28 protein-coding genes are annotated in these 26,502 nt (G+C 40.6%); 19 read left to right on the top strand and 9 right to left on the bottom strand.

Annotation, left to right across the window (positions count from 1 at the left end; all coding sequences use genetic code 11):
- Window positions 1-28: 28 nt before the first annotated feature.
- The 7 genes from ABJF11_RS05500 (at window position 29) to ABJF11_RS05470 (ending at window position 5,987) form a co-directional block, all read left to right on the top strand.
- A complete protein-coding gene (locus tag ABJF11_RS05500) occupies window positions 29-886 on the top strand; it encodes a nucleoside phosphorylase (protein ID WP_348118636.1) in 858 nt (285 codons plus the stop codon).
- A gap of 2 nt (window positions 887-888) precedes the next feature.
- Window positions 889-1,233 (top strand): tRNA-binding protein, encoded by a 345-nt coding sequence (locus ABJF11_RS05495; protein ID WP_348118635.1) that lies wholly within the window; start codon window positions 889-891, stop codon window positions 1,231-1,233.
- A complete protein-coding gene (locus ABJF11_RS05490; RefSeq protein ID WP_348118634.1) occupies window positions 1,233-2,105 on the top strand; it encodes a GNAT family N-acetyltransferase in 873 nt (290 codons plus the stop codon). Before ABJF11_RS05495 ends, ABJF11_RS05490 begins: the two co-directional genes overlap by 1 nt.
- A gap of 210 nt (window positions 2,106-2,315) precedes the next feature.
- Entirely contained in the window at window positions 2,316-2,561 is a 246-nt protein-coding gene (locus tag ABJF11_RS05485; RefSeq protein ID WP_348118632.1) for a hypothetical protein, read from the top strand.
- Window positions 2,562-2,594: 33 nt separating this feature from the next.
- Complete coding sequence (locus ABJF11_RS05480) at window positions 2,595-3,158, top strand: hypothetical protein (protein WP_348118631.1); 564 nt, start codon at window positions 2,595-2,597, stop codon at window positions 3,156-3,158.
- Window positions 3,159-3,422: 264 nt separating this feature from the next.
- Window positions 3,423-4,139, top strand: a complete 717-nt coding sequence (locus ABJF11_RS05475) for an EcsC family protein (RefSeq protein ID WP_348118630.1) — start codon at window positions 3,423-3,425, stop codon at window positions 4,137-4,139.
- Window positions 4,140-4,217: 78 nt separating this feature from the next.
- Window positions 4,218-5,987 carry a long-chain fatty acid--CoA ligase gene (locus ABJF11_RS05470; RefSeq protein ID WP_348118629.1) on the top strand — a complete coding sequence of 590 codons (1,770 nt, stop codon included), beginning with the start codon at window positions 4,218-4,220 and terminating at the stop codon, window positions 5,985-5,987.
- 103 nt (window positions 5,988-6,090) lie between these two features.
- Here ABJF11_RS05470 and ABJF11_RS05465 read toward each other — a convergent pair whose 3' ends face one another.
- The gene (locus ABJF11_RS05465; protein WP_348118628.1) at window positions 6,091-6,432 is read right to left on the bottom strand and encodes a YraN family protein; all 342 of its coding nucleotides are present in this window, start codon (window positions 6,430-6,432) and stop codon (window positions 6,091-6,093) included.
- Between the two features lie 494 nt (window positions 6,433-6,926).
- Between ABJF11_RS05465 and ABJF11_RS05460 the strand changes: the two genes are divergently transcribed.
- The 3 genes from ABJF11_RS05460 (at window position 6,927) to ABJF11_RS05450 (ending at window position 10,582) form a co-directional block, all read left to right on the top strand.
- Window positions 6,927-8,270: an ammonium transporter gene (locus tag ABJF11_RS05460; RefSeq protein ID WP_348118627.1), complete on the top strand. Its 1,344-nt coding sequence runs from the start codon at window positions 6,927-6,929 to the stop codon at window positions 8,268-8,270.
- Window positions 8,271-8,372: 102 nt separating this feature from the next.
- Window positions 8,373-9,422 (top strand): outer membrane beta-barrel protein, encoded by a 1,050-nt coding sequence (locus ABJF11_RS05455; protein WP_348118626.1) that lies wholly within the window; start codon window positions 8,373-8,375, stop codon window positions 9,420-9,422.
- 134 nt (window positions 9,423-9,556) lie between these two features.
- Entirely contained in the window at window positions 9,557-10,582 is a 1,026-nt protein-coding gene (locus ABJF11_RS05450; RefSeq protein WP_348118625.1) for a glutamine synthetase beta-grasp domain-containing protein, read from the top strand.
- A gap of 69 nt (window positions 10,583-10,651) precedes the next feature.
- On the opposite strand, the gene ABJF11_RS05445 is transcribed toward ABJF11_RS05450, so the two are convergent.
- The 5 genes from ABJF11_RS05445 to panD form a co-directional block, all read right to left on the bottom strand.
- Complete coding sequence (locus ABJF11_RS05445; RefSeq protein WP_348118624.1) at window positions 10,652-11,170, bottom strand: nucleotidyltransferase; 519 nt, start codon at window positions 11,168-11,170, stop codon at window positions 10,652-10,654.
- Window positions 11,161-11,325, bottom strand: coding sequence for a hypothetical protein (locus ABJF11_RS05440; protein ID WP_348118623.1), 165 nt, complete (start codon window positions 11,323-11,325; stop codon window positions 11,161-11,163). Before ABJF11_RS05440 ends, ABJF11_RS05445 begins: the two co-directional genes overlap by 10 nt.
- 290 nt (window positions 11,326-11,615) lie before the next feature.
- The gene (locus ABJF11_RS05435; RefSeq protein WP_348118622.1) at window positions 11,616-14,120 is read right to left on the bottom strand and encodes an FtsX-like permease family protein; all 2,505 of its coding nucleotides are present in this window, start codon (window positions 14,118-14,120) and stop codon (window positions 11,616-11,618) included.
- A 58-nt stretch (window positions 14,121-14,178) separates the two neighbouring features.
- On the bottom strand, window positions 14,179-14,877 hold the full coding sequence (locus ABJF11_RS05430; RefSeq protein WP_348118621.1) for an ABC transporter ATP-binding protein: 699 nt from the start codon (window positions 14,875-14,877) through the stop codon (window positions 14,179-14,181).
- Window positions 14,878-14,952: 75 nt separating this feature from the next.
- Entirely contained in the window at window positions 14,953-15,321 is a 369-nt protein-coding gene (panD, locus tag ABJF11_RS05425) for an aspartate 1-decarboxylase (RefSeq protein WP_348118620.1), read from the bottom strand.
- 247 nt (window positions 15,322-15,568) lie between these two features.
- On the opposite strand from panD, the gene ABJF11_RS05420 reads away from it, so the two are divergent.
- From ABJF11_RS05420 to ABJF11_RS05410, 3 genes are read left to right on the top strand one after another with little or no spacing between them, the layout of a single operon-like run.
- The gene (locus tag ABJF11_RS05420; protein ID WP_348118618.1) at window positions 15,569-15,976 is read left to right on the top strand and encodes a YciI family protein; all 408 of its coding nucleotides are present in this window, start codon (window positions 15,569-15,571) and stop codon (window positions 15,974-15,976) included.
- A gap of 37 nt (window positions 15,977-16,013) precedes the next feature.
- Window positions 16,014-16,685: an arylesterase gene (locus ABJF11_RS05415; protein WP_348118617.1), complete on the top strand. Its 672-nt coding sequence runs from the start codon at window positions 16,014-16,016 to the stop codon at window positions 16,683-16,685.
- A 14-nt stretch (window positions 16,686-16,699) separates the two neighbouring features.
- Window positions 16,700-18,073 (top strand): alanine/glycine:cation symporter family protein, encoded by a 1,374-nt coding sequence (locus tag ABJF11_RS05410; RefSeq protein ID WP_348118616.1) that lies wholly within the window; start codon window positions 16,700-16,702, stop codon window positions 18,071-18,073.
- Between the two features lie 56 nt (window positions 18,074-18,129).
- On the opposite strand, the gene ABJF11_RS05405 is transcribed toward ABJF11_RS05410, so the two are convergent.
- Both ABJF11_RS05405 and ABJF11_RS05400 read right to left on the bottom strand, forming a co-directional pair.
- On the bottom strand, window positions 18,130-19,098 hold the full coding sequence (locus ABJF11_RS05405) for a YpdA family putative bacillithiol disulfide reductase (RefSeq protein ID WP_348118615.1): 969 nt from the start codon (window positions 19,096-19,098) through the stop codon (window positions 18,130-18,132).
- A 9-nt stretch (window positions 19,099-19,107) separates the two neighbouring features.
- Complete coding sequence (locus ABJF11_RS05400; protein ID WP_348118614.1) at window positions 19,108-19,701, bottom strand: 5-formyltetrahydrofolate cyclo-ligase; 594 nt, start codon at window positions 19,699-19,701, stop codon at window positions 19,108-19,110.
- Window positions 19,702-19,812: 111 nt separating this feature from the next.
- Between ABJF11_RS05400 and ABJF11_RS05395 the strand changes: the two genes are divergently transcribed.
- The 3 genes from ABJF11_RS05395 to ABJF11_RS05385 all read left to right on the top strand — a co-directional run bounded on the left by ABJF11_RS05395 (window position 19,813) and on the right by ABJF11_RS05385 (window position 21,406).
- Complete coding sequence (locus tag ABJF11_RS05395) at window positions 19,813-20,391, top strand: sigma-70 family RNA polymerase sigma factor (protein ID WP_348118613.1); 579 nt, start codon at window positions 19,813-19,815, stop codon at window positions 20,389-20,391.
- Window positions 20,384-20,644, top strand: a complete 261-nt coding sequence (locus ABJF11_RS05390) for a hypothetical protein (RefSeq protein ID WP_348118611.1) — start codon at window positions 20,384-20,386, stop codon at window positions 20,642-20,644. Before ABJF11_RS05395 ends, ABJF11_RS05390 begins: the two co-directional genes overlap by 8 nt.
- An 87-nt stretch (window positions 20,645-20,731) precedes the next feature.
- Window positions 20,732-21,406, top strand: coding sequence for an energy transducer TonB (locus tag ABJF11_RS05385; protein ID WP_348118610.1), 675 nt, complete (start codon window positions 20,732-20,734; stop codon window positions 21,404-21,406).
- A 52-nt stretch (window positions 21,407-21,458) separates the two neighbouring features.
- Here the strand turns inward: ABJF11_RS05385 and ABJF11_RS05380 are convergent, their stop codons facing one another.
- Window positions 21,459-22,658 carry a hypothetical protein gene (locus tag ABJF11_RS05380; RefSeq protein ID WP_348118608.1) on the bottom strand — a complete coding sequence of 400 codons (1,200 nt, stop codon included), beginning with the start codon at window positions 22,656-22,658 and terminating at the stop codon, window positions 21,459-21,461.
- Window positions 22,659-23,059: 401 nt separating this feature from the next.
- Here ABJF11_RS05380 and ABJF11_RS05375 point away from each other — a divergent pair, with 401 nt between their 5' ends.
- The 3 genes from ABJF11_RS05375 to ABJF11_RS05365 all read left to right on the top strand — a co-directional run bounded on the left by ABJF11_RS05375 (window position 23,060) and on the right by ABJF11_RS05365 (window position 26,480).
- On the top strand, window positions 23,060-23,473 hold the full coding sequence (locus tag ABJF11_RS05375; RefSeq protein ID WP_348118607.1) for a TerB family tellurite resistance protein: 414 nt from the start codon (window positions 23,060-23,062) through the stop codon (window positions 23,471-23,473).
- A gap of 42 nt (window positions 23,474-23,515) precedes the next feature.
- Window positions 23,516-23,911, top strand: coding sequence for a TerB family tellurite resistance protein (locus tag ABJF11_RS05370; protein ID WP_348118606.1), 396 nt, complete (start codon window positions 23,516-23,518; stop codon window positions 23,909-23,911).
- A gap of 160 nt (window positions 23,912-24,071) precedes the next feature.
- Entirely contained in the window at window positions 24,072-26,480 is a 2,409-nt protein-coding gene (locus ABJF11_RS05365) for an MMPL family transporter (protein WP_348118605.1), read from the top strand.
- The last annotated feature ends 22 nt before the right edge of the window (window positions 26,481-26,502 follow it).

Below are 26,502 nucleotides of genomic sequence, written 5' to 3'. Positions count from 1 at the left end.
TTTCGGGAATAACCCAATAGTAATAAGCATGTCCACAATTTCAACAACCGATCTTATCGTCAATCCAGATGGAAGCGTCTACCACCTACACCTTAGGCCTGAGGACATCACCGATACCATTCTGACTGTTGGCGACCCTAGACGTGTGAGCAGTATTACGTCTGCCTTTGAGCGTGTGGATTTTAAACAGGAGTATCGCGAATTTGTAACTCATCGAGGCATATATAAAGGCAAAGAGCTAACCGTCATGAGTACTGGGATGGGCACAGACAACATTGACATTTTTCTAACCGAGCTAGATGCTCTAGCCAATGTAGATTTGAAGACAAGGGCAGTAAAAAAAGAAAAAACTGCGCTAAAGATCATTAGAATAGGGACCTCCGGCAGCATGCAAGAAGATCTTCCAGTAGGCACGCTTCTGGCATCTGATCATGCAGTGGGGCTGGACTCACTGATGACTTTTTATTCGCTAAATCAAACCGATTTTGAGCGATCGGTTTCACAGGAACTGAAAGCCACAACTGGTTTGCCTTTTCAGCCCTATTGTGTTGCCGGGTCATCCGCACTACTCGACCAGTTGGCCTTCGATATGGTTAAAGGAAATACTGTCACTTGTCCAGGGTTCTATGGCCCACAAGGCCGCGTGGTAAGGGCAAAAAATGCACTTCCTGATCTTATGGATAATCTAAATCAATATAGAAAAGGAGATTTTAGATTGACAAATTTCGAAATGGAGACGGCTGGATATTATGCCATGGGCAGACTGCTAGGGCATGAGGTGCTCAGCCTCAATGCCATCTTGGCCAATAGAATTACTAATGAGTTCTCCAGCGAGCCAGGAAATGTAGTGGACGAACTAATACATAAAACCTTAGAACGAATATAGCTATGAGCCAAGCGGAACTTACCTGGGATGAATTTGAAAAAGTGGACCTTAGGGTTGGAACCATTCTCACGGCAGAGCCTTATCCAGAAGCTCGGAAGCCTGCCTACAAACTCACGGTTGATCTCGGAAAAGATCTTGGAATAAAAAAATCCAGTGCTCAGATTACTGCTCTTTATAGACTAGAGGAGCTTGTGGGACGACAAGTGATCTGTGTAGTCAACTTCCCACCTCGGCAAATTGGGAAATTCATGTCCGAGATTTTAGTTACAGGATTCGCCGATGAAAACGGAGATATTGTGCTTTCCTCTACCGAGCGTTTACTTCCAAATGGAGCTAGACTTTGCTGATGAACCCAGTATTTAATTTTCGATCACTTACCAGAGAGGATTTGGGTCAGATGTATAGGACTTTCCTTGAAGCTTTTTCTGACTATAGCGTAAATATGAAGATGTCTCGTGAAGCGTTTGAGGATCGGATGGTTTCAAAGCTTAATATCAGATTTGATCTCTCACCTGGAGTTTTCTCTGGAGACAAACTGATAGCTTTTATATTACATACTGTGAATAAGTATGAAGATTCCCTCGCCGCTTACAATGGAGGCACGGGAGTAATACCCGGCTATCGAGGACATGGACTAACTGCCAAAATGTATGAATTTGTAGATCCGCAGCTGAGAAAAGAAGGGGTAAAAAAATGTGTGCTCGAAGTCTTAGAAGACAACCATGTCGCGATTCTATCTTATGAAGGAGTAGGATTTCAAAAGAGTAAAAAATTCCAATGTTTGATGTTGAAAGGCGGACGGCTAAAAAGAACACTAGACATGCCAGATGCTTTGTTGGAAGTCGGGGATTTTGTCATTGATGAGTATGCCGAGCTCGGCGGAGTGGTTCCAGGCATGTTGGATCAGCTCACCCAAGTGAAATACCACCTCCAAAAAGAAATTATCCTTGAGTATAGAAAAGAAGGTCAGCTTATCGCCTACATAATCTTTCAACCTGTGAATGGAAGGATTACACAGTTGGCGGTCAGGCCTGATTTTAGGAGACAAGGTATTGGAAGTGCTATGCTTATCAAAATGCATACTTTGAGCGAAAACAAAACTTTATCCGTATTAAACATAGAAGACCGTGAGAAGGGACTAATATCTTTTTTTGAATCCAACGGTTTTACTTGTGACTTACAACAATGGGAAATGCAGAAAACACTTGATTATGGATAATGATGATATTATAAAGGACAAGAAGTCTAAGAATAACATCCTGTTAGGTCGCGGTTGATCAAACAATTATCCAGAAGGTTTGATTGATTCAGATGACTGTAATAGATTCTCAATAATTTGCTTTAGATTGGATAAGGTATCACGCAACTCCCCCTTGCTTTCAGTGTGAATAATTGTATTTACAACTCGGCAAAAACCAACCAAATCAATATGAATAAAGAAAAAAAACACCTCACAAATATAAACTGGTTGATTCTGGTTCTTTTTTTTATTTCAACGCTTTGTTGTTGTCAGCCTATAGCATCTAAAGACGAATGCAGAGATCAACTAAACAGCTTAAATTTAAAAATCGACAGTTTGAATGAAGTCATTAGACTCGAAAGAGAAATAAGCGCCAGGGAAGCAAACAAGCAGCGAAGACTATATAAAGAACTTCAAGAATTGAAGTCGAAATAATACCAAATATTTATACTAACCAACCTAATAAACATGAAGAATTCTAAAATACTTCTTGGCATAATTATGGCATGCCTATACCTTTTCACTTGTTGTGAAAATGAACCAAAAATTGACACCTATGAGCCTTCCGACACTGAAAAGGCTTTGGAAGAAATTGGTAATTATGCAAAGGATCACATAGAGATCGAATTTGCTCAATTTGACAGTGGTGAGTTTGAAGATGCTCAAGCTTCAGGTAGAACCTTGGGTATATCAAATCAAAATCCTGATATTGGTATTTCATTTGGAGAAGACGATTTAAATGAAAATTCTTTACAAGAGCTGAATCAATTAATAATTAAGCATACTGGTTCATCCATCTATTCAATTGTTCCTGATCTTGAGCAACAATTTTCAAGGGTCGAAGGGTGTACAATTAGATGGAGATATTATTTTTTTAGTAACGGAGGTTATACGGCATCAGTTTTCAAAACATGTGAAGGAGTAATAGTAGGTACAACTCACTATTATTATACTCCGAAATTATACGTTCCTCTTTCACCTATTAGCAGTAAAAACCCGATTATCCCATCATTTATTAGGGTTTTTGGTTAAAAAAAGACTTTACTTAGGACGGAATGAGGCTTGAGTTAAATTACTTAACTCCTGTTAAATACAATTATTAGTTTAATACCTTTTTAATATTAAAAAGGTATTAAACTAATTTTTTTCCTTAAAATTTATTTTTAATAGATGGTTTAAAAAAATGTTTTTTTGTTTTGATGAATATCTAGAGGGCGAAAATTCTAATTTCTTTTTTTGAATCCAACGGTTTTAGTTGTGACTTACAACAATGGGAAATGCAGAAAACACTTGATCATGGCTGAATACGAAGATAAGATAGCAGGAGAGCTGGCGGAGTGGCAGTTGGCAATGCAACGAACGCCTTCCTTTTCTGGAGCGGCCATTAGAAGGCTGCAGACACGTATCAATTCACTTCTCCCGACACGCCTGCATCAGCTGATTACCAAAGTCATTAAAGAATTGACCCGTGCTGTTCTACTTGGAGCTGAGTTCACGACTAAGCCTAAAATAGGTACACGTTCGATGATGCAAATAGAAGAGGAAGTAAAAGATAAAATCAATCGATATACATCAACAGCTACGGCAGAGGGTGCGATTACAGGATTCGGAGGGTTTGTCAGTGGGCTGGCAGATTTCCCACTTTGGCTTTCCATAAAAATGAAAATGCTTTTTGATATAGCCTCCTCATATGGTTACGATACCAAAGACTATAGAGAACGGCTATTCATCTTATATATATTTCAGTTGGCGTTTTCAAGCCAAAAGAGGAGAAATGAAATTTTTCTGATTGTAAGCAACTGGGAAATCCAAAAGGACAAATTACCTTCTGATCTCAATGATTTTGACTGGCAGTCTTTTCAACAAGAGTACAGAGATCATCTAGACTTGGCCAAGTTGCTTCAACTCATACCAGGAGTGGGTGCCATTGTGGGCGCTTATGTCAACCATAAACTTACGAATAGACTGGGCAAGACCGCAATGAATGCCTACAGGCTGAGAAGATTGTCCTGATTAAGTCGCTGATAATTGTAAATTCTAGCCCTCAAAAGCGGCAGAATAATTATATTAGAAGACTATAAACAAAACAGTATGAGACCCACACGCGTATTTGAATTCCTCTATTATCAGCAAGAACAAGGCAGCTTATCAAATGCCCTGAATTACAAAGAGTTTGGACAATGGAAGGGTTATGGGACCGATGAGGTCGTTGAGATTGTAAATAAGATGAGCCTTGGTATGCTGGCACTTGGTCTACAGCCTGGAGATAAGGTGGCCATCGTTTCACCGAATAGACCGGAGTGGAATTTTGTTGATTTTGCTTGTCAGCAAGTCGGTATTGTTACCGTTCCGATGTATCCCACCATTACGGTTGAAGACTACGAATATATATTTGGACATGCGGAGGTGAAAATGATTTTTGCTGCAGATCAAGAACTAATTGAAAAGGTAAAAACGGCCACTGCGGCTATGAATATTGATTCTATTTATTCATTCGATGAGGTAGAAGGTGTAGAACATTGGACGGCCGTAAGAGATAAAGATCCGGATGGGGACTTGACCAAAGTCAAGAGTATAATGGAAGAAGTGAAGCCGGAGGACCTGCTTACTATTATTTATACCTCTGGTACTACAGGTAGACCCAAAGGCGTGATGCTGAGCCATAATAATATCGTATCGAATACGCTTGGTGTGAGCGACAGAATTATGAATAGCCTTGTTGCAGGACAAGATCGAACACTGAGTTTTTTACCTATGTGTCATATCTATGAGCGCACGGCCATCTATGTATACTTCTATAATAGGCTCGCCATCTACTACGCTGAAAGCATGGACATGATAGGTGAAAACATCAAAGAAGTAAGCCCAAACATGTTTACATGTGTGCCACGTTTACTCGAAAAGGTGTATGATAAAATTGTATCCAAAGGGTATGAGCTGCCAATGGTAAAACGCAAACTATTCTTTTGGGCCATCGACCTGGGGCTAAGATATGACCCTAATGGCACCTTCAGCGCCTGGTATCATTTTAAACTGAAGATAGCAAGAAAGTTGATTTTTTCTAAATGGCAAGAAGCTCTTGGTGGACAACTTAAGATGATTTCATCTGGAGCTGCAGCATTGCAGCCTCGTTTGGCTAGAATCTTCTGGGCAGCAGAAATTCCTGTATGCGAAGGCTATGGCCTGACGGAGACCTCGCCGGTGATCACCGCTACGGCTGCTACACCAGAATTTGTGCGCATAGGAGCGGTCGGAACGCTAATCGAGGATGTAGAGGTGAAAATCGCCGAAGATGGTGAGATTCTGTGCAAAGGCCCTAATGTAATGATGGGATACTATAAGGCTCCAGACCTGACAGACGAAGTGATCCAAAACGGATGGTTCCATACCGGTGATATCGGTGTATTGGAAGAAGGCTTCTTACGAATAACGGATCGAAAAAAAGAGATGTTCAAAACATCAGGAGGGAAATACATTGCTCCCCAAATGATGGAAAACAAATTCAAAGAAAGCATCTACATCGAACAGATCATGGTAGTTGGTGAGGGTAGAAAGTTTCCTTCTGCGCTGATAGTACCCAATTTTGAGGCTCTTCAAGACTGGTTAACTTCACATGGAATTTCAACTACTGATCACAAGGAAATAATTAATCATCCTGAAGTGGTCAAACTCTTTCAATCGGAGGTAGAAGGGTTCAATGAGGAATTTGGTAACTGGGAACAAATCAAAAAATTCGAACTGGTAGAAACAGTGTGGGGCATAGATACAGGCGAGCTCACACCCACGTTGAAACTTAAGCGTCGCATCATTAAAGAGAAGTTTCAGGAGTTGATCGAACGTATTTATATGATATCTAAGTAGTGTTACTATGTGGTTTAGATCGAGCTGTCTCAGATACTTTGTGCAAATTATTTCAGGTTAAAGAATTAATCGAACCTTAGTACCCGTTAGCCATATTGTATGATCAATGGAATGCATCCTTGAAATGCACCAATTTCTCTTGAGCATTTATAGCGACTATATCAAAGCGAATCGGGCCGTTGTGTTTACTTTCTAAGATGTAATGCTCTGCCCCTTCCATTATCATTTTTTGCTGATTGGCAGAAACAAAATGCTCGGGAAAACCATACTTGCTATTACTGCGCCACTTGACTTCTACGAACACCAAAGTCACATTGAACCACATGATCAGATCAATCTCACTTCGTCTGTATCGATAATTTCTTTCTATCAAGTCATACCCTAGACTTAATAAGTGTTTTAGTGCATAATCCTCCCCAGACTTCCCTTGTTCTTTTGAATTCATTCTAGACTAATTACTATTTCATTTTTTGGACAAACTAGGTGATTCGGCCATCTTTTTTGACTCCAATTGGTATTTGCATGATTGCAATGAAATACTCAAATGACTGTAATAATGCCAATAATATAGACTTTTTATTGAATGAAAATTGATGAAAAACCCATGTCAGCAAAAAATTCATAATTATAGTGATGTGACAACCGCTATTTTACAAAAAATGAAACAGAAGGGTAAAAAAATAACGAGAAATGTAAAAATATACGTAATTACGAAAATAATAGGTCCAAAAATTACGTAGTTATACGTAATTACCATACTTTAGCGCCTCAACAGCATTAATAATCACCCAAATTAGTTTGAATTATTGCAAATCCTTCAGGTAATGGTTAGAAATAGAACCAATATCAGTGGACTTTGCAGAATTCTATAGAAAAGTCTTGAATCCCCAAGGTGGGCGATTGATGAGAAAAACAATTTAGAACTAAAAATTACATGCTATGATTAATCTGTTGACGAGTGTAGCTCAAGATTCGGTCGAGGTAGTAGAAGCTCAGGTGCCAGTGGTTGCCGAAGTTCCTGCAGAACTTACCGCCGCCGTAGTCGATGCTGCATCTGTTGGTGCTACCGCACTATTTACAGCCAACAATGTTTGGATGATGTTGGCCACAGCTTTGGTGTTTATAATGCACCTTGGTTTTTCCGGAGTTGAAGCCGGTTTCGGTCAATCTAAGAATACCGTAAACATCCTCTTCAAAAATACAATCACACCAATTATTGGTTTGCTCACTTATATGATATGTGGATTCAACCTCATGTATCCAGGTGAGTTTAATTTTATAGATGGAGTGTTCGGATTTGCTGGATTTGGACTAGATGCCGGAGATGGAGCATCGATCGATTATGCTGGTGGGGGATATACCTATTGGACAGACTTCTTATTCCAGGGCATGTTTGCAGCTACAGCTGCTACTATCGTGTCTGGAGCTATTGCAGAAAGAGTCAAAATATCTACCTACATGTTGTTTACTGTAGTTTATGTAGGTATTGTTTATCCAATATTGGGTAGCTGGAAATGGGGAACAGGCTTCCTTGATACTGCAGGGTTTTATGATTTTGCAGGCTCTACACTCGTTCACTCAGTAGGTGGATGGGGAGCATTAGCCGGTATCATGGTTATTGGCCCAAGACTTGGAAAATATGTAGATGGAAAAGTCATCGACAAACCTGGTACCTCAGTACCGCTCGCAGTTATCGGCGTATTTCTACTTTGGTTAGGCTGGTTTGGATTCAACGGTGGCTCAGTGCTATCAGCTGATCCGGATTTGGTTTCATTTGTATTAGTTACTACGTGTATCGCAGCTTGTGCTGGTGGTCTTTTCGGGTTTCTCACAGCTTACTTTGTATTCAAGAGATTAGATCTTGGGATGGTGCTCAATGGTATTCTAGCCGGTTTGGTAGGTATCACAGCAGGAGCTGATGTGATCTCTGTCAATAACTCACTGATCGTCGGTGCTGTTGCAGGAATTCTTGTGGTCTTCTCTGCGATTACACTTGATAAATTAAAATTGGACGATGTAGTAGGTGCGGTATCAGTACATCTCACATGTGGAATCTGGGGCACACTAGCCGTAGGTATCTTCTCTACAAATCCTGACCATTCATTTGTTACTCAACTCTACGGTGTGGCTATGTACGCTTTGGGTGCTTTCCCAATAGCATTTGCCATCTTCTTCATACTGAAGAAAACCATCGGAGTGAGAGTATCAGAACAACACGAAACAGAAGGACTTGACACCCACGAACATGGGATCAGGGGATATACAATCGTCTACGACGACTGATAAAAAAAGAGCCTGCTTCACATGTCTGCCAACATGTAGAAGCAGGACTTAATATCACAAATCTGTCAAAACAAATTTATGAACCAAAACACAAATTTAATCATGAAGAAATTTCTAACCATTGTTATGATAACAATTTTTACTCTGTCATATGATGCATTTGCTCAAGAAGAAGTATCCACACCAGAGCTTTCTATCTCGGGTAGCGTAGATGCATACTACAGAGCAGTGCTAAGTGGCGGCACCAATGATGCCAGCGACGGATCTACTTTGGCTCCTGGTACTTCTTTTGCAAATCAGACTGGTTTTGCCTTAGGTATGGCCAATGTAATATTAGCGCTAGATGGAGAAAAGACTGGTTTTGTAGCTGATCTGGTTTTCGGACCACGAGGTACTGATGCGGTATTTTTATCTACTACCGCTTCTTCAAGCATAGTCAATCAATTATATGCCTACTGGAATGTAAGCGATAATGTGACTCTGACCATAGGTAACTTCAACACCTTTTTAGGGTATGAAGTGATTTCACCAGCCAGTAATTACAACTATTCCACGTCATACATGTTTTCATATGGCCCTTTTTCACACACTGGCTTGAAAGCGGATATCACAATGGGAGAAGCATCATTGATGCTGGCTGTACTGAATCCTACCGATGCTACCGATTACAATCCAAATGGAGAATATGCCTTTGGAGCTCAATTGGGATATGGCGGTGCTTACCTGAATACTATTCTATCTGATGATTTCTACCAAGTGGATTTGACTGCTGGTTGGGATCTGACTGATGCAATCTATTTGGGAGTGAACGCAACCAAAGCTAAAGACAGCTTCACGGGAGCGGCACTATATCTACAAAACTCTTTCTCAGATGATTTCTCTATGGGAATCAGAGGGGAATACTTCAAGGATGAAGGAGTAGGTGCAATAGCATTGGATGAAAATGTGATTGATTTAACGCTGTCAGCTAACTACTCTGTTGGCGCCTTGACAATCATTCCAGAATTCAGAATGGACATGCTGTCTTATGATGGATTTGTAAGTGACAATGATGGATGGGATTTAACTGACCCGGATGAGCCGGTTTTGATCAACCCAGAATTGAACAAAAGCCTGTCTTCGTTCACGTTGGCAGCAGTATATGCGTTCTAAAAAATTCGAGATTTAGCTTTTGCCGGGGTGCTATTTAGCGCCTTGGCAAATTTCTAATCCACAGCTTAGTCATCGGTTTAAGACGCAGTTTGAAATAAAATTAATGTAATAAAGTAAAAGCTAAAATTAATAAAATGGCAAAAGCAAAGCTAGAGTACATTTGGTTGGATGGATATAAGCCAACACAAAGTTTAAGAAGTAAAACCAAAATTGTTGATGGATTCGACGGTAAAATTGAAAGCTGCCCGATGTGGTCTTTTGATGGTAGTTCGACCGAACAAGCAGAAGGCAATTCTTCAGACTGTTTGTTAAAACCGGTAGCGATCTTTCCAGATCCAGACAGAAAAAATGCCTTTCTGGTAATGACAGAGGTGTTGAACGCTGACGGTACAGCACATGAAAGCAACGGCCGTGCTACAATTGATGACGATGACAATGATTTCTGGTTCGGATTTGAGCAGGAGTATTTTCTAATAGATAACAATACTGGAAAACCACTAGGATTTCCTGAGAGTGGCTTCCCTAGACCACAAGGTCCATATTATTGCTCAGTGGGGGCAAACAATGCCTATGGAAGAGCGATTATCGAAGAGCATTTGGATTTGTGCCTGGAAGCAGGTGTGAATGTAGAAGGTATAAACGCTGAAGTAGCTGCAGGACAGTGGGAATTTCAGGTATTTGCCAAAGGAGCCGCTGAAGCCGGTGATCACACCTGGATTGGAAGATACTTGCTGGAACGGACAGCAGAGAAATATGGAGTGGCTATCGAATGGAGACCCAAGCCAATCAAAGGAGATTGGAACGGTTCCGGGATGCACGCCAACTTCTCCAACACGACGTTGAGAAGCTGCGGTTCACAAGAAGTGTATCAGACTATATGCGAGGCATTTGCACCGCTAGTAAAAGAACATATAGCAGTCTACGGGGCTGAAAATGATCAAAGATTGACTGGAGCGCATGAGACGCAGTCAATTGATAAGTTTAGCTATGGTGTATCGGACAGAGGAGCCTCTATTCGCGTGCCTATCGCAACCGTAGAAAATGGATGGAAAGGATGGTTGGAAGATAGAAGACCAGCATCTAATGGTGACCCTTACAAGATTGCCGCAAGAATTATCAAAACAGTTAAAACTGCTGTTTTGGAGCAGGTGCCTGCTTAGAAAATACCGTTTATTTCAAATTGACTTTAAGGAAATCCAGCAGGGGTTTCCTTTTTTTTGATCCGCTGATCAGAGACTTTGACCCTTAATTTTTGATTGTAATTTGACTATTTTTTTCAATTCTTGGGCATCCACTAAATCTTTCAAGTTGTCATCCAAACGTTTTGTGTTTTCCTTCATCTTAATGAGATGATTTATATGAACAACAGGAATTGATACTCCATCGCTTTCATACATTTGAGCGCTATTTCTGCACTCTTCGAAAGAATAGATTTTTTGAAAGGTGTGAGTCATTAGATCAACTTTAAAAACGCCGTCATCTTCGATCAATCGAATCGGTGTAGGGTTTTCAATGTCTCTGGTCGTCTGGATTGATTCGACAACTGACTTGTCATATCCCATTTCTAGGAGAGCCCTGTACAATCTATTGATATTCACTTTTGTCGGATTTACCCACAAATCCATATCGCCTGTATATCTGGAATACCCATGCAAGCCTACGGCTAGACCACCGACAAGAATATATTCGACCTTACAGGAATTGAGCGATTTAAGTACTTCGAGATAATATGGATTATTTATATCCATTCAATTCGCTTCTTATTATTGGTAGGAATTTTTTTGGATTGATTAGACATGATCAGTTTCATCATATACTCCCATCGTTTTTCATATGACAGGCTCAGGAATTGCAGTCTATCTTCTACCTCTGGGTCAAGATTATTGTTCCAAATCAATTTCATGATTCAATACTATTTTGAGACTTCATCAAACCATTTTCCTTACAATCAAATTTGATTGTCATTCATTCCGTCTCATTTAATTACTAACGTAATATATTACTAGTGAGCACCACTACCAATGGTTGCTAAGCAAAATATCCATTGGGAAAGTCCAATAGACCCTGAAAAAACAACTATATCATTAAGAAAGTGACAGAAAAACCTAGCAGTACAATTAAAAAGATGACTACAAAATGTCTCATTATTTCTTGAATTAGTTATATATAAGACAAGAATATGATAATACACCCTCAAATTTCCTTTCTCAAAATTTCTAAGGGGCTTTTTCTTAGTACTGGTCTGATGTTGAACAGACCGATTACCAGGGTGCCAAAAGTCACGGAGATAAAAATTAGAACAGAATAATAGGTGCTGAAGATGAAGTCATTTTCAAAGACAAATTTTGCCAGCATCCAGCTAAATGAATGTGCCAGGATAAGGCCAGCCAAAGATGCGATTGACCCTAGAGCAAAATACTCGAGACAGGTGATCCAGAATATTTGATAAGATCTAGCCCCGATCGTTCTGAGTAACACACTTTCCTGTACACGCTGAGATTTGCTGAGTACCACAGACCCTGCAAGTACAATCAACCCAGTGAGCACACTAAAACCGGCCATAAAGTTGATTGCAAAGGAGACTTTGTTGAGGATATCTTCCAGTGTTTTAATGATAAGGTCAAGATCTATGATAGAGACATTTGGGAATAGCCGTACCACAGCCTGTTGAAACCTAGCTGAGACATCCGATTTATCTACCTTGGTCACCAGCACATGAAACTGCGGTGCTTGTTCTAATACACCAGTAGGAAATACCAGGAGAAAATTGGTCTGAACTCTTCTCCAATCTACCTTTCTAAAATTACCAATATAGGTTTTAACCAGTGCTCCCTGTACGTTGAAGAGCAGTTCGTCGCCGATTTTCCAATTTCTTCCCTTTGCAAATCCTTCGGATACTGAAACGAAGATACTGTCATTGGGGCTTTCTACTTTAGTCTGCAATCTACCTTCTGTTAGTGTCTCGGAGTTGACTAATGTGTCTCTAAAAGTCACTCGATATTCTCTATTAAATACCCAAGCCGGAAGATCTTCCAACGAATCCTGCTCTGCTTTCTTTTTGTTGATTCCATTGATTTCTTTTAACCGCATGGTCACAATTGGCACATCCTGCACCACAGGTAAATCATAATCGAGAGTTAAAGCTTTTAGCTCTTCTTTCTGAGTAGTCTGAATATCGAAGAGCACCATATTTGGCCTATCTTCCGAACCTACCAGAGTTATTTGTTCGACCAGAATGTACCTCGAGAAGAGGAGAGTCGAAATCAAGACAGCACAGATTCCAATAGTTAGTAGTAAAATCGTGCTCTGATTATTGGGACGATACAAGTTGGCGATGCCTTGTTTGATGAGGAAGGAGGAAGTCCTTGTGGAGATTTTTTTCGCTGCATACATGAGCCCCTTTACAATCAGCACCAAAAGACCGAAAGTCACGGCCAGGCCTAATACAAATGCAAGTGCTTGTTTCCATTTGCCAATTTGGAAAAAGGCAAAGCCAAACAGGAACAAGCCCAGCAATACATAGATGATAATGCTTTCTATGCTGATCGAGTTTTTTTGTGTTTCATAGGCAGCACGAATTGATTGTAGCGGAGATATCTTGCCCAGCTTGATGAGTGGAAGCAAAGCGAACAACACCGCAATAATTACTCCTAACAGGATACCTTCTACAATCACTACCCAAAATATACGTGGTTCGAAAGAGAACGGAAGAACCTCACCAAGGAGTTGAGGAAGGTAATACTGCAATCCTAGCCCTGCAAAAGTTCCGATCACCGAGCCTACCATACCCATCAACAAAACCTGATATAGATAGATGTAGAATGCCTGTTTACTTTTGACGCCTAAACATCTCAATATTGCAACCGATTGATTTTTCTCCTTTAGATAAATATGAACTGCACCAGCCACCCCAATACTTCCGAGAAGCAAAGCAATGAAAGCCGCTAAATTCAGGAAAACAGACATGTTTTCGAAGGCCTCACTTGTGTCTTTTTTCCGCTCTTCTACCGTTTCATGTCCTAATTCAAGTTCTTTGAATCTGTCCTTGTATAACTTTGTTATTTCATCGGCCCGACTCTCCGTAGCATACTTAAAAAACTTTGAGTAGGTCACTCTACTGCCCTTTTTTATTAGGCCCGTATAAGGTAAGTAGCCTTCAGATACATACACAACGGGAGCGACAGATGTTGAAATTCCACTCTGACCAGGGACATTTCTCAGCTTACCTCGGATTTCAAATTTGAGTTTCCCGATCAATATGTCATCCCCCAGCTCTACGTTGAATTGCATCATGAGCTTCTCATCCACCAGAGCATACGGGCCATTGGTTAGATCGCCTGCGGCCCAATGAGGCTCGGTTTCGATTTTGCCATAATATGGATAGAATCCTTGAATTCCTCTGACTTGTACCAAACGAGTACCATCTGTCTGAGGAAAATAGACCATCGATGCAAATCGGGTCTGGCTTGATCTCTCCTCTCCAAGGGAATCTATTAAATCTAGCTGTTCTTGACTGTAAGGCTGCGTTGTGTAGACTTCAAGGTCTGCACCCAGTAGAGACTTAGCCTGCAGCTGGATCTCTTCATCCAGGTTTAACTTGAAAGAATTGATGGCTACAAGTGCGGCTATGCCGATGGCGATTGAAGTAGTAAACAATAGCAGTTTGGATCTGCTCCTCCTGCTGTCTCGCCAAGCCATTTTTAGCAACCAACTTCGAGAATATCTTGCTTTACCAATTTTGATTTTCGAGTCCATACTAGCTCGCTACAGAGGATTTCATTGCATTTGCCTCTACCATCTTACCTCCTTTGAGGTGAATGATCTGATCTGTCTTTTGTGCGAGGTCTGGATCGTGCGTTACTAATACAAGTGCTGTGCCTTTGTCGCGGTTGAGGGTAAATAATAAGTCCTCTATTTTTTGCCCTGTTTCGCTATCCAAATTTCCTGTAGGCTCATCTGCAAATAATACCTTTGGTTCACTTGAAAAAGCCCTGGCGATAGCGACGCGTTGCTGCTCTCCTCCTGATAGTTGAGTGGGATAATGATCCGCACGGTCAGCCAGCCCTACCTCCATCAGCAGTCGTTCTGCAATGGTTTTTGCACCTTTATCTCCCCTGAGCTCAAGAGGCACCATCACGTTTTCCAGAGCGGAAAGCGTGGGGATCAGCTGGAAATTTTGAAAAATAAACCCTACATGTTCATTTCTTAGCTGTGCTCTGTCGTCTTCACTCAAACTATTAAGTTTTATCTGATTTATTTCAACCAGTCCTTCGTCACATTGATCCAGGCCAGCAGCCAATCCCAATAGCGTAGTCTTACCACTACCGGATGGGCCTACGATGGCTATTGATTCGCCGGCATTTAGACTGAAGCTAATATTGCTCAACACTTGTAGCGATTTGGAACCGCTCCTGTAAGTCTTTGAAAGATTTTGAACTTTGAGGATTGTAGACATGTAATCTGTAGTTTCCGAATTTTACGGAATGTAATACCAGAAGTTTATGAATGCAAAGGAATAGATGAGGTAACCTTAATTGAAGTTAATATCTCTGTTCAGTTCATAGGACTCTTCGAGCCACTGGACGAACTTGTTGTTTTCGTCTACCAGAATCGTTTGCGGTTTGATTTCCTGATCAGTAAGCTCATAGCCCATGATAATGATCTCCTCACCCTCTTTTATGAGATGAGCCGCTGCTCCATTCATACAGATGGCACCTGACCCCCGAGGTCCTTCGATTACATAAGTCTCCAGACGCGAACCAGATGTATTACTTACAATCTGTACCTTTTCACCTTTTCTTAATCCAACCAAGTCGATCAGATCTCGGTCAATTGTGATACTGCCCACATAGTTTAGATTCGCTTCAGTTACTACCGCTTTGTGAATCTTTGATCTCATGATCCATCTCATACGCTTCTTGACTTTAATGTTGATTGCGCCGCGAATTTAAATAAAACTCAGAGCATAATAATGTACATCTGCAAAATTAGGGGTTTTTACCTAAACTGAGTTGCGAATAAAAAGGTTCGAATTATTCAAACATAGAAGTGCTCCAATTATGTCATCTCAAGAGCCTTTAATCCGAATTCTGGATCTATACTTTCTTCGGTAATTGAATAATGTTTATCTTTTGAAAAAAACCAATATGAAAAAAATAACAGTACTAGCCGCGCTGGTTCTCATCATTTGGAATGCCTCTGCTCAGGCACCGAGGGAATTTGAAATGAAAGATGGTGACACTACCTACGTCATGAAGCAATATTTTATGGGATTTTTGATGCGAGTTCCTGACAAACCCGAACTTGACTCTGCTAAAGTCATGGAAATTCAAATGGCACATCAAGCTTACATGAGCGCCAATGCGAAAACTGGGACATTGCTAATCGCAGGTCCATTTGGTGATGATGGAGACATGCGGGGAATAGTTATATATGACGTGGCTACCAAAGCTGAAGCAGATAGTATTATCAACAATGACCCTGCGGTAAAAGCTGGTAGACTAGCCATTGACGTCAAACCCTGGTGGGCAGCCAAAGGGAGCGTGTTGAAGTAAAGGGTAATCATTTCACAGAAATTCCTATCTTCGACGAATGAATAGGTCAATTGCTCTTATATGCTTCGTATTTTTATTTAGCTGTCAGCCAGAGAAGAAAACCGAGAAAGTAGAAACCTCAAAACCAAACCAGACAAAGGACATACAACAAGAATCCAAAAAGAAAACCATTCTCTTTTTTGGCAATAGTATTACCGCTGGTTATCAACTTGACCTTTCTGAGGCGTTTCCTGCTTTGATTCAGGAGCGGCTGGACTCATTGGCTCTGGACTATCGGGCCGTCAATGCCGGATTGAGTGGAGAGACTACGGCAAGCGGCAATTCGCGCATAGAGTGGGTGATGAAAAACCCAATGGATATTTTCGTACTTGAGCTCGGAGCCAATGATGGACTCAGAGGAATAAGTACAGCAGAAACACGAAAAAATCTGAAAGCGATTATCGAAAAGGTGAAGGCAAAATTTCCTGATTGCAGGATCGTCCTGGCAGGAATGATGATTCCACCTAATATGGGACAGGAGTACACAGAGAGCTTTCAACAGATATATCCAGAGTTGTCCGAAGAGTACGACATTCCTTTGATACCCTTTCTGCTGGAAGGTGTAGCGGGCAATCCCGAACTCAACCTTGCAGATGGCATCCATCCTACAGCTGAGGGGCACAAAATATTGGCTGAAAACGTCTGGAAAGTGCTCTCCACACTACTTTAAATAGATAAAAAAATATGTTTGAATTGCTTCAATCCCTTGAGAATTTTTTCAATGCAGCCGTGGGGTATGTCTGGGGAATGCCACTTTTGATCTTGCTATTAGGAGGGGGATTGTTTTTCACAATTTATGCTCGGTTTCTTCCATTCAGATATTTCAAGCATGGAATAGATGTGCTCAGAGGGAAATATGACAACCCAGAAGAAAAAGGAGAAATCAGCCATTTTCAAGCTTTGTCCGGACATTTGGCAGCCACAGTAGGCATGGGCAATATCAGTGGCGTAGCACTCGCCATAGTGGCTGGTGGCCCTGGAGCAATTTTTTGGATGTGGATCAGTGCGTTGCTGGGAATCACGACCAAATTTTTCACCTGCTCCCTGGCTGTCATGTATAGAGGTAGAGATAGTCAAGGAGACCTGCAAGGAGGGCCGATGTATGTGATTCGCGAAGGCATGCCCAAGATATGGAAGCCCCTCGCGGCGTTTTTCTGTATCGCAGGCCTGTTCGGAGCGACACCGATATTTCAAGCCAATCAAATCGTACAAGTGACCAAGGATGTACTGCTTCGTCCCATGGGATTGGTTGGGGAAAATGAGTTAATGATCAATATTATCATTGGCCTGATCATAACTTTTTTTACCGCACTTGTCATTTTTGGAGGAATCAAGAGAATCGCTGATGTGGCGTCAAAACTGGTGCCAGCCATGGTAGTGATTTATGGATTCAGTGTGTTGATTATTATGATGATCAATGCAGATGCAGTAATTACAAACTTCCTATTAATTTTTGAGGATGCTTTCACCGCAAATGCGGTCTTAGGAGGAGCTGTTGGAGCCGTGATCATAGAAGGAGCTAAGCGTGCGGCGTTTTCCAATGAGGCTGGTATTGGTACTGCCCCTATGATGCATGGGGCAGCTAAAACTGATGAACCGATAAGAGAAGGTTTGGTAGCTATGCTTGGGCCAGTAATAGACACACTCATCGTTTGTACGATGACAGGTCTTTGTATCCTTTCTACAGGTGTTTGGCAGACCGGCGGTCAGGATGGAATCTCACTTACAGCCCAGGCTTTTGATCAATCGATTCCTGTTGTCGGCTCGTACATTCTGTTTATTCCAGTATTGATTTTTGCTTTCACCACAGTATTTGGAATGGCCTACTATGGAAAGAAATGTTTCTCTTTTCTTTTTGGTGCTGAGAACGGCCATTATTTCAATTACTGGTATGTAGCTATTATTGTGATAGGTTCTGTTTGGTCATTGAATGGAGTGGTTAATCTGATATTTGTGATGTACGGTCTTATGGCCATACCCACTATGATTTCTGCCATCTACCTTTCACCAAAAGTGATTAAAGAAGCCAAGAGGTATTTTTCTAGTTTGAACGAATAGATAATCAAAATAGAAAAGCTTCCTCCAGAAGAAGGATCAGGTAGGATAAGAATCAATTACTGCTGATTTTTCAATATTTGCTTGATTATCACTTCAGCATGCACACGAGAGTTTTCAATAAACCATTTATTGGTTTGAAGTCCACCACAAATTACACCAGCGAGAAAAATACCCTTGATGTTTGATTCCATTGTCTCTGCATTGTGGGTAGGCGTTTTCATTTCATCCGTACCGATAGTTATGCCCAGAGACTGTAAGAAGGTAAAATCTGGTTGGTATCCAGTCATAGCGAGTACAAAGTCATTAGCAAGTGTAGTACTGCCTGATGGAGTCCTGATATCCACTTCTGTTTCGCGTATCTCTGTGATATTGGATTCGAAATAGGCCTTGATAGATGATTCTTTGATTCGGTTTTCTATATCAGGACGTACCCAATACTTTACCCTCGGATTGATTTCAGGCTCTCTCACCACCATTGTCACCTCAGCTCCTTTTCTATAGGTTTCCAGCGCTACGTCCACTGCAGAATTGGCAGCGCCTACCACGATTATTTTTTGTCCGAAGTATGGGTGAGGCTCATCGTAATAGTGTTTCACCTTTGGCAGGTTTTCACCAGGGACATTCAGCAGAAAGGGCAAATCATAAAACCCAGTCGCTATGATGAGGTTTTTGGCCTTGTATGAGTGCTTCTCAGAAGTTATTTCAAAAACATCGCCCTTTTTTATATCTGATACCCCCTCATAGAGGTTTACATTTAGATTCCAGCTGGTAGTGACTCTGCGGTAGTATTCTAGGGCTTCGGACCGGGTAGGCTTGTTGTTGTGCGAGATAAATGGAACCCCGCCTATCTCCAGCTTATCAGCTGTGGAGAAAAACGTCATATTCATTGGGTAGTTGTATAGAGAATTGACGAGACATCCCTTTTCCAATATTTGATAGGAGAGCTGGTTTTTTTGGGCTTCAATGCCACATGCGAGGCCAATGGGTCCAGCCCCAATAATCAATACGTCGAGAGAATTGTTCATAAGGCTAAATTAGGTCTTGAAATCGTAGATCCCCAAAGGAGTAATACAATAGTCCATGGCAACGTCATGAGCCTCAGAAAAAGGGATTTTATCCAACGGGGGAGCCAGGCTCAAGCCAATTTTTAGGCAGTCAGATGAGCACGCTGCCAAAAAACGGTCATAGTACCCTGCTCCGTATCCAATTCTTTGTCCCAGGCGGTCAAAGACAATTAAGGGAATTAAGACCGCGTTAATAGAATCAGGTGTGATTTCAATTCCATGCTGGGGTTCGGGTATACCATAGGAGCTTTCTTTGAGCTGATCATAATTTTCGAACAGGTAGTGTGTAAGCTCATTGCTGTTGGTACTACATCTGGAAATTGCAATTTGTTTTCCTTGAGTTCGAAGCCATTCGACCAACGGCCAGGTATTGACCTCCTTATTTTTCGAAATAGAGAGAAAAGAGTGTACAAGCGATGCGCTGGAGGAGTCGAAAAAACGGTGAAAGTGGTAGAGCAGCCTCGCATTTTTCAGATCAAAATCCTTGGAGGAAAGCATCCTTCTTTTCCTCAGATAAACCGTACGATATTTTTTTTTGTCAATGACTGATTGGCTCTCGCTCATAGCTCTAATTTAATGCATTCTGAGAGGCATAGAAGAACAGGCTATTTTTTTTGGTAAGAAAGTTGTGACTTTTTTTATACAGAACGATTATACCTACAAAACATTAATCAATTGGATACAAATACTGATCGTAATGATGTGGAAGACGAAGAAGCAATGATCGCTCTAGCGAAAAAGGATTTGCAGCACTTCGAGCCCATCTACAACAGGTATTACGAGTCGATTTTTAGATATGTATTCAGGAAAACAGATGACGAAGACGTAGCTGCAGACCTGACATCAAAAGTGTTTATGAATGCCATGAATGCCATTCATAAATTTGAATATCGAGGGGTCCCATTTGGTGCATGGTTGTATCGAATTGCAGCTAATGAGGCCAATAAGTATTTTAGAGAAAGCAAAAGGCAACTGCTGGCGTTAGAGGACCATAAAGTAAGAATGGTCATGAACTGTGGCAACTTGGAAGAGGCTGACGCCGAACAAAAGCAAAAAGTGCTGGCAGAGCTCATTCGGGAGTTGGATGATGAGGAGATACAAATTTTGGAGTTAAAATTTTTTGAAAACAAAAACTTTAAGGAAATAGCCTTCATTTTAGAAAAGAAGGAGAGTGCCGTAAAAATGAAAATGTATCGATCTTTGAACAAGTTGAAAGAGAGATATGAAAAAATGAATAAGTTAGGGGATGACTAAATACGACATCAGACTGAGAAGGAAGGCTTTGAGCAAAGGTCAGATTGAAAGACACAAGGATTTCAAGGGGCTTTATCATAAGGAATCTTCGGATAGAAGAAGAGGCAGCGGCTGGTTTAGAATTTTGGCCATAGTGCTGGCCACCCTGGCTATAGTTGCTATGGTAGTGGCGGGAGTAAAACGACTCCAAGAGAAAAGAGTACCTGTAGAACAGGACGATACTGACATATTTGACGAATTCAAAACAGAATAAATAAGAGTACAAGACTCGCCCGGGAAAGTCTTAATTCTAGTTCACCAAGGCGGTGAGCACATTATCTTAACTATAAATAGTATAATCATGGAATTAAGAAAAAATCCAAAGATTGATTTGGAAAAGAAAAGGAGTGCGTTTTTCAATATAGGCTTGGCCATTAGTCTGGTACTAGTCACCTCCGCATTTGAATGGAAATTTTATGATGATGGAAAATTCGTTGTTCTTGACGAACCAGATTCGGATTTCGATGAGTTAATAGATTTACCTCCGACCGTTCACCCAATACCGCCACCACCAGTGGTAGTGTTACCTAAAATAATCGAAATTGAGGACGAAGTAGAAATAATAGAGCAGGTGAAGGTTATTATAGATACTGAGGTAAGTGAAGACGATATAATTGAAGCCCTAGTTTTCGATGAGCCCATTGAAGATGAAGAGACGGACGAAATCATAGATATCGTTGAAGTAAACCCTGCTCCCCTCGGTGGAATGAATGCTTTCTATAAGTATGTAAGCAAAAACATGAGATACCCAAGTCAAGCTAGAAAAATGGGTATTGAGGGCCGTGTTTTTGTTCAATTTGTTGTGGACCAGAATGGTAAGTTGATTATGGTCAAAGCAATCAAAGGTATAGGTGGTGGTTGCGACGAGGAGGCTGTAAGGGTCATCAGTAATGCTGCTCCTTGGTCTCCGGGAAAACAAAGAGGGCGCCCGGTCAAGGTAAGAATGGTGCTACCGGTGACTTTCAGGTTGAAGTAACAAAAAAGGCGAATCGGGAGATTCGCCTTTTCAATTTTTTTGTAGAAAGAGTTTAATTGATACTTAGCACTCTCACAGTAGATACAAGGAAGTCAGCTATAGAAGCTGCCAATTCGTTGTCAGCACTTCTGCCAATGATGTAGGCAATAAATAGGAAGTATATAATCAACAGCATGAAAGCTTTAAGTTTTCCAATATACTTAGTCGAAGTGAATATCACCACTGCCAGAATTGTCAGCAACAAGAGTAAGAAACGCAACTCACTACTCAAATCTACAATCTCTGGGGGCATATGAATAGGCCCATGAATGATACAGAAAATAAATAGTGGGAAGCCTAGAGCAAAACACACATCGAATATATTACTACCTAGCGCATTTGAAATCGCATCATCGTACTGCCCTCTCTGGGCATCCTTAATAGAGATGATAGTGTCAGGGAAACTGGAAGCTGCGGAAGCCAATACCAAGGCAACAAACATAAGTGGAATGCCAAGACCATTAAACGATCCTAAGTAAGGCACTTCGTATACTTCTGCCCCCATCCATTCACAGGCCACTACCAATAGATAGCATACCAGGGCGATAGATAAGGTAGAGAAAAACAGTAGAGGCCAGGCATTTTTGCCAGAGACCTTGTTGTTTCTGATGAATAAATCCTCCAGATTGAAAGTGAGCAAGCTTAAGAAAAACGACGGAGCAGGGCCTCTGTCTTCCTCTTCCTCCTCCTCTTCTTCTTCTTCAACTTTTCCTGTGTCAGCTTTTTTCTGGCTACTTCTCATGGACATAAACATGTAAGTGATGTATACCACATAAACACCCATCAAGATAAGCCCATGATACCAGTCTAGCTTAGAGCCACTAATCAGAACTAAGAATATCATTTCGGTAATAATCAGTGCAATACCATCTCTGAGCATCACTTTTTTTGATACTTCGATCCTTTTTGCCAGACCTATACCTATTACCGCTATTACAGATACTGCTGGAATAACCATGCTATTGAAAATTGCACTACCAGCCGTAGTTCCAATTCCGCCCGAAAATCCTGAAGCGTCCATCAATACAAAAAGAAAAAATAGGGAGGTAAATACTTCTGGCATTGAACTGGCTATGGCGTTGATTGATGCTCCTCTAACACCTTCCGATAGGTTTCTGCCGATATATTCTGATGCTGTCATAAAGCCATCTCCAGCTCTCCAAATCACCACACAGCTAATGGCTATTAATATCAACGGTATAATTATGCCCATATATTTTACTATTTTAAGTTATGCTAAGCACAGAAAAATATTAATTCAAGAAAGCACAACTCAATATATATAATGTTTTTAAAATGCTGATTGGGATTCTAAATTAAAGTATTTTTTTAAACATACAGCAACTGAAGGTCAATTATGTAAAAGTTGCAATAAGTAAATTCTGGAGCCCTGACGTGTTGTTTTGCATGGAATGTAAGGGAGCAAGCGGTTTAAGCGCCATTAGAAGCTTGAGTCAAACAATCTTAGCCAGAGTTCTGAATGTATCATAAATCGTCATTCAGGATTATTTCACTGTAGGGATGTCATTTTTTGCTCTTTTAAGACACTTTATTGGGCTTCCATAAATCTTAATATTTTTTGTATCTTTAATGCAAAGCGTTGAAGCATTATTCATGGACTTTCGTACCCAGATGAGCATTCTTATTCAACTTTCTCTTGTCGACAATCAATTGTCTCCACCAGAGAAAAGAATGATTTATGCGCTGGGCGAAGCGAACAAAATCCCTGAATCCGAAATCGATGAATTATTCGAAAAGCTATTGGCAAAAAAAAGCCACGAACTCCCTCCAATCGTGAATCTCACTGATGAAGATAAGTTTGAATACCTCTATAGTTTAATTCAACTCATGAAAGTAGATAAAAAAGTATATTTGAGTGAAATTCGATTTTGTGAAGAATTAGCCACGAGACTTGGTTATAAAAAGCATGTGGTAAGCGCACTGAGTACAAGGATATTTGGTGATGCGGCATTTGGAGCGACCAGAGAAAATTTGCAGGCATTGGCAAATAAGTATAAATCGACTTAACTAGACTGAAACATAATACGCATTAATAAACTGTAAGTAATAATGAGCATAAAATCACAACTTAGTATGTTGGTGAAGTTGGCAAATATAGACAACGACTTCGCAGACGATGAGAAGGATATGATTCTGATGGTGGGTAAAGCCAATGGTGTCACAGAAGACGAAATCACTGGTCTGTTGGAGAATCCAGAGCCATTGCCACCTTTGAGTACCATGACTGATGATGAGAAGTTTGAATACCTGTTCAATGTGGTCCAACTCATGAAGATAGATAAGGAAGTATTTTTAAGCGAAGTGAAATATTGTGAAGAAGTAGCAGTCAAGCTCGGCTTCAAGAAAGCTGTAATTGCAGAGTTATCAGCCAAGGTCTATTCTGATCCTACTATAGTTGCCAATCGAGACTCGTTGAAAAAAGCTGTACTAAAGTATCAGAACTAGCGTTAATACGAAATTAACAAGACAAAAAGGAGGAAAATTTTCCTCCTTTTTTTGTGTTAACGGACTCGAGATTTCATGGATAAAATGGGTCATATGATTATCAAAAACACGCCTTATATAAATAGTAAAAATCCTTACCTTTGCAGATTCATTTTTACTCATGTGGTATAAACTTTCTCAGATAATTCTTAAGTACAGGCTCATACTGATCCTGACGCTCTTTGGCATTACAGGCTTTATGGCCTATAAAGCGCAATTCGTCCAGTGGTCCTTTAGTCTCGCCAATATTGTCCCGAATACGGATCCAGAGATGATCTATTTCAAAAATTTCAAAAAGGAATTTGGGGAAGACGGAAACATCCTTGCGATAGGAATTAAGGACAGTTCAGTTTTCGAAGAAGATAACTTTCGTATGCTCAAATACATGACTGATGAGCTTGAAAATATTAAATATGTAAAAGATGTATTGAGTATCCCTAGCTTGAAAAGACTGGTCAGAGACAAAGAGGAAAAACGATTTGAACTTGTAAATGTCTTTGATGAAGTGCCACAGAGTCAAGCCAAACTCGATAGCCTCATTGCCTATTGCCTAAGTCTAAAATTTTATAGCGGCCAACTCATTAACTCGGAGAATGGAGCCAATATGGTGCTTGTCACTATAGAAAACGAAGTGATGAACTCTAAGGCGCGTAACACTGTAGTGGGCGATGTCTTACAGGTAACTGAGCAATTCAAAGAACATACTGGAATAAATCTGAGGTATGCCGGCCTGCCTTTTGTGCGATATATCAATACCGTAAAAATCAAGAAGGAACTCAATATGTTTCTGATCTTCTCGGTGATGGTTACCGGCTTTATACTTTTCTTGTTTTTCAGATCATTTAAAGTGGTCATAGTAGCTCTTGTCATTATAGGTATGATCGTAGTGTGGGTCATGGGGACATTAGCTCTTTTTGATTTTCAAATCACCTTACTCACCGGACTGATTCCACCCATTATAGTAGTGATCGGCATCCCCAATGCGGTATACATGCTCAACAAGTACCATCAGGAGTATTTCCTACATGGTGACCAAAGAAAAGCACTCGAACGTATCATTCGAAAAATTGGGATTGTTACACTAATCACCAATTTCACTACTGCGGTAGGGTTTCTCGTCTTGGCCTTTACAGATATTGTAGTTCTTAGGGAATTTGGAATCATTGCGGGGGTAAATATTCTGGCCACTTTTGTAGTGAGTCTTATCATGATTCCAGCAGTGTTTTCATATCTCAAACCACCATCGAGTCGTCATCTTAGACATCTCAAATTCGCCCCGCTGGACAAAGTGCTTACCGGTTTGGATCTGCTCGTGCATAGACATAAGTATTACATTTTTGCAGGAGCTACTATCATTGTTGGTTTATCTGCCTATGGCATCACGAAAATCGAAGCCCGATCCTACATGGTCGATGATTTACCAGAGGAAAGTCAGGTAAAGCAAGATTTAAAATTCTTTGAAGACAATTTTGCCGGAGTCATGCCGCTCGAAATCATCATTGATACCGGGACTAAAAAGGGAGTACAAAGCCTTAAAAACCTTAAAAAGATAGATGAATTTGAAACATTTCTCAATTCACTAGACGATGTGTCCCAGCCGCTTTCTGTGGTGAGTTTTATAAAGGCTACAAGGCAGGCGTTCTATAATGACAACCCGTCGAAGTATTCACTGCCTAATAACAGAGACAAAAATTTCATATTCAGATACCTTAAAAAGGAATCTGATCAGCAAGGCATATCTAAGGCATTTGTTGATTCAACTGGGCAGAAAATACGGGTATCATTAAAAATTGCGGACATTGGCTCCAACAAGCTAGATTCACTTGTGAATCAAGTCATCCAACCACAAATTGATGAGATCTTTGGAAGTACTAAGATGAACGTGACTATTACAGGCACAACACTGCTCTTTATCAAAGGAAATAGGTTTTTGATCGACAACCTAATTACCAGTATGATCATTGCATTCGTAATCATTGCCTTTATTATGGCCTTGTTATTCAAGAATTTCAAGATGATCATATTGTGTCTGATACCTAATATTATTCCATTGATGATCACCGGCGGTATGATGGGATTTGCGGGGATTCCGCTCAAACCAAGTACAGCACTGATATTCAGCATAGCGTTTGGTATATCCGTAGATGACTCCATTCACTTTCTCGCTAAGTATAGACAAGAGCTGTTTGCCAACAACTTTTTTGTGCCATTGGCAGTAAGTAAAAGCTTAAGAGAAACTGGCGCAAGCATGATTTATACTTCGATTATTTTATTCTTCGGGTTTGTCATATTTGCAGCATCTGAATTTGGAGGTACAGTTGCTCTTGGTGCTTTGACATCCACCACACTACTTATGGCCATGCTCACCAACTTGATCGTATTGCCGGCCTTGTTGTTGAGATTTGATACCGGAAGTAGCAGTAGAGAAAACCATCCTCTCATTGAAAAATATCCCGAATTCTATGATGAATTCGAAGATGAGGAAATTGATATCGATATGATCGAAGTGGCTGATAAGGACAACGATTGACCCCGTATAGAAGACTTTTGTA

This window comes from Reichenbachiella sp. (genome assembly GCF_039941815.1).
GTDB lineage: Bacteria > Bacteroidota > Bacteroidia > Cytophagales > Cyclobacteriaceae > Reichenbachiella.
This window is presented reverse-complemented; position numbering and strand designations above follow the sequence as displayed.

Coding starts and splice junctions, on each gene's coding strand:
- ABJF11_RS05365 (WP_348118605.1), top strand. CDS start 24,072: ATGTGGTATAAACTTTCTCAGATAATTCTTAAGTACAGGCTCATACTG.
- ABJF11_RS05435 (WP_348118622.1), bottom strand. CDS start 14,120: ATGGCTTGGCGAGACAGCAGGAGGAGCAGATCCAAACTGCTATTGTTT.
- ABJF11_RS05440 (WP_348118623.1), bottom strand. CDS start 11,325: ATGAAATTGATTTGGAACAATAATCTTGACCCAGAGGTAGAAGATAGA.
- ABJF11_RS05495 (WP_348118635.1), top strand. CDS start 889: ATGAGCCAAGCGGAACTTACCTGGGATGAATTTGAAAAAGTGGACCTT.
- ABJF11_RS05450 (WP_348118625.1), top strand. CDS start 9,557: ATGGCAAAAGCAAAGCTAGAGTACATTTGGTTGGATGGATATAAGCCA.
- ABJF11_RS05390 (WP_348118611.1), top strand. CDS start 20,384: ATGACTAAATACGACATCAGACTGAGAAGGAAGGCTTTGAGCAAAGGT.
- ABJF11_RS05415 (WP_348118617.1), top strand. CDS start 16,014: ATGAATAGGTCAATTGCTCTTATATGCTTCGTATTTTTATTTAGCTGT.
- ABJF11_RS05445 (WP_348118624.1), bottom strand. CDS start 11,170: ATGGATATAAATAATCCATATTATCTCGAAGTACTTAAATCGCTCAAT.
- ABJF11_RS05400 (WP_348118614.1), bottom strand. CDS start 19,701: ATGAGCGAGAGCCAATCAGTCATTGACAAAAAAAAATATCGTACGGTT.
- ABJF11_RS05455 (WP_348118626.1), top strand. CDS start 8,373: ATGAAGAAATTTCTAACCATTGTTATGATAACAATTTTTACTCTGTCA.
- ABJF11_RS05430 (WP_348118621.1), bottom strand. CDS start 14,877: ATGTCTACAATCCTCAAAGTTCAAAATCTTTCAAAGACTTACAGGAGC.
- ABJF11_RS05470 (WP_348118629.1), top strand. CDS start 4,218: ATGAGACCCACACGCGTATTTGAATTCCTCTATTATCAGCAAGAACAA.
- ABJF11_RS05380 (WP_348118608.1), bottom strand. CDS start 22,658: ATGGGCATAATTATACCGTTGATATTAATAGCCATTAGCTGTGTGGTG.
- ABJF11_RS05420 (WP_348118618.1), top strand. CDS start 15,569: ATGAAAAAAATAACAGTACTAGCCGCGCTGGTTCTCATCATTTGGAAT.
- ABJF11_RS05370 (WP_348118606.1), top strand. CDS start 23,516: ATGAGCATAAAATCACAACTTAGTATGTTGGTGAAGTTGGCAAATATA.
- ABJF11_RS05385 (WP_348118610.1), top strand. CDS start 20,732: ATGGAATTAAGAAAAAATCCAAAGATTGATTTGGAAAAGAAAAGGAGT.
- ABJF11_RS05500 (WP_348118636.1), top strand. CDS start 29: ATGTCCACAATTTCAACAACCGATCTTATCGTCAATCCAGATGGAAGC.
- ABJF11_RS05460 (WP_348118627.1), top strand. CDS start 6,927: ATGATTAATCTGTTGACGAGTGTAGCTCAAGATTCGGTCGAGGTAGTA.
- ABJF11_RS05490 (WP_348118634.1), top strand. CDS start 1,233: ATGAACCCAGTATTTAATTTTCGATCACTTACCAGAGAGGATTTGGGT.
- ABJF11_RS05465 (WP_348118628.1), bottom strand. CDS start 6,432: ATGAATTCAAAAGAACAAGGGAAGTCTGGGGAGGATTATGCACTAAAA.
- ABJF11_RS05480 (WP_348118631.1), top strand. CDS start 2,595: ATGAAGAATTCTAAAATACTTCTTGGCATAATTATGGCATGCCTATAC.
- ABJF11_RS05375 (WP_348118607.1), top strand. CDS start 23,060: ATGGACTTTCGTACCCAGATGAGCATTCTTATTCAACTTTCTCTTGTC.
- panD (WP_348118620.1), bottom strand. CDS start 15,321: ATGAGATCAAAGATTCACAAAGCGGTAGTAACTGAAGCGAATCTAAAC.
- ABJF11_RS05475 (WP_348118630.1), top strand. CDS start 3,423: ATGGCTGAATACGAAGATAAGATAGCAGGAGAGCTGGCGGAGTGGCAG.
- ABJF11_RS05485 (WP_348118632.1), top strand. CDS start 2,316: ATGAATAAAGAAAAAAAACACCTCACAAATATAAACTGGTTGATTCTG.
- ABJF11_RS05405 (WP_348118615.1), bottom strand. CDS start 19,098: ATGAACAATTCTCTCGACGTATTGATTATTGGGGCTGGACCCATTGGC.
- ABJF11_RS05410 (WP_348118616.1), top strand. CDS start 16,700: ATGTTTGAATTGCTTCAATCCCTTGAGAATTTTTTCAATGCAGCCGTG.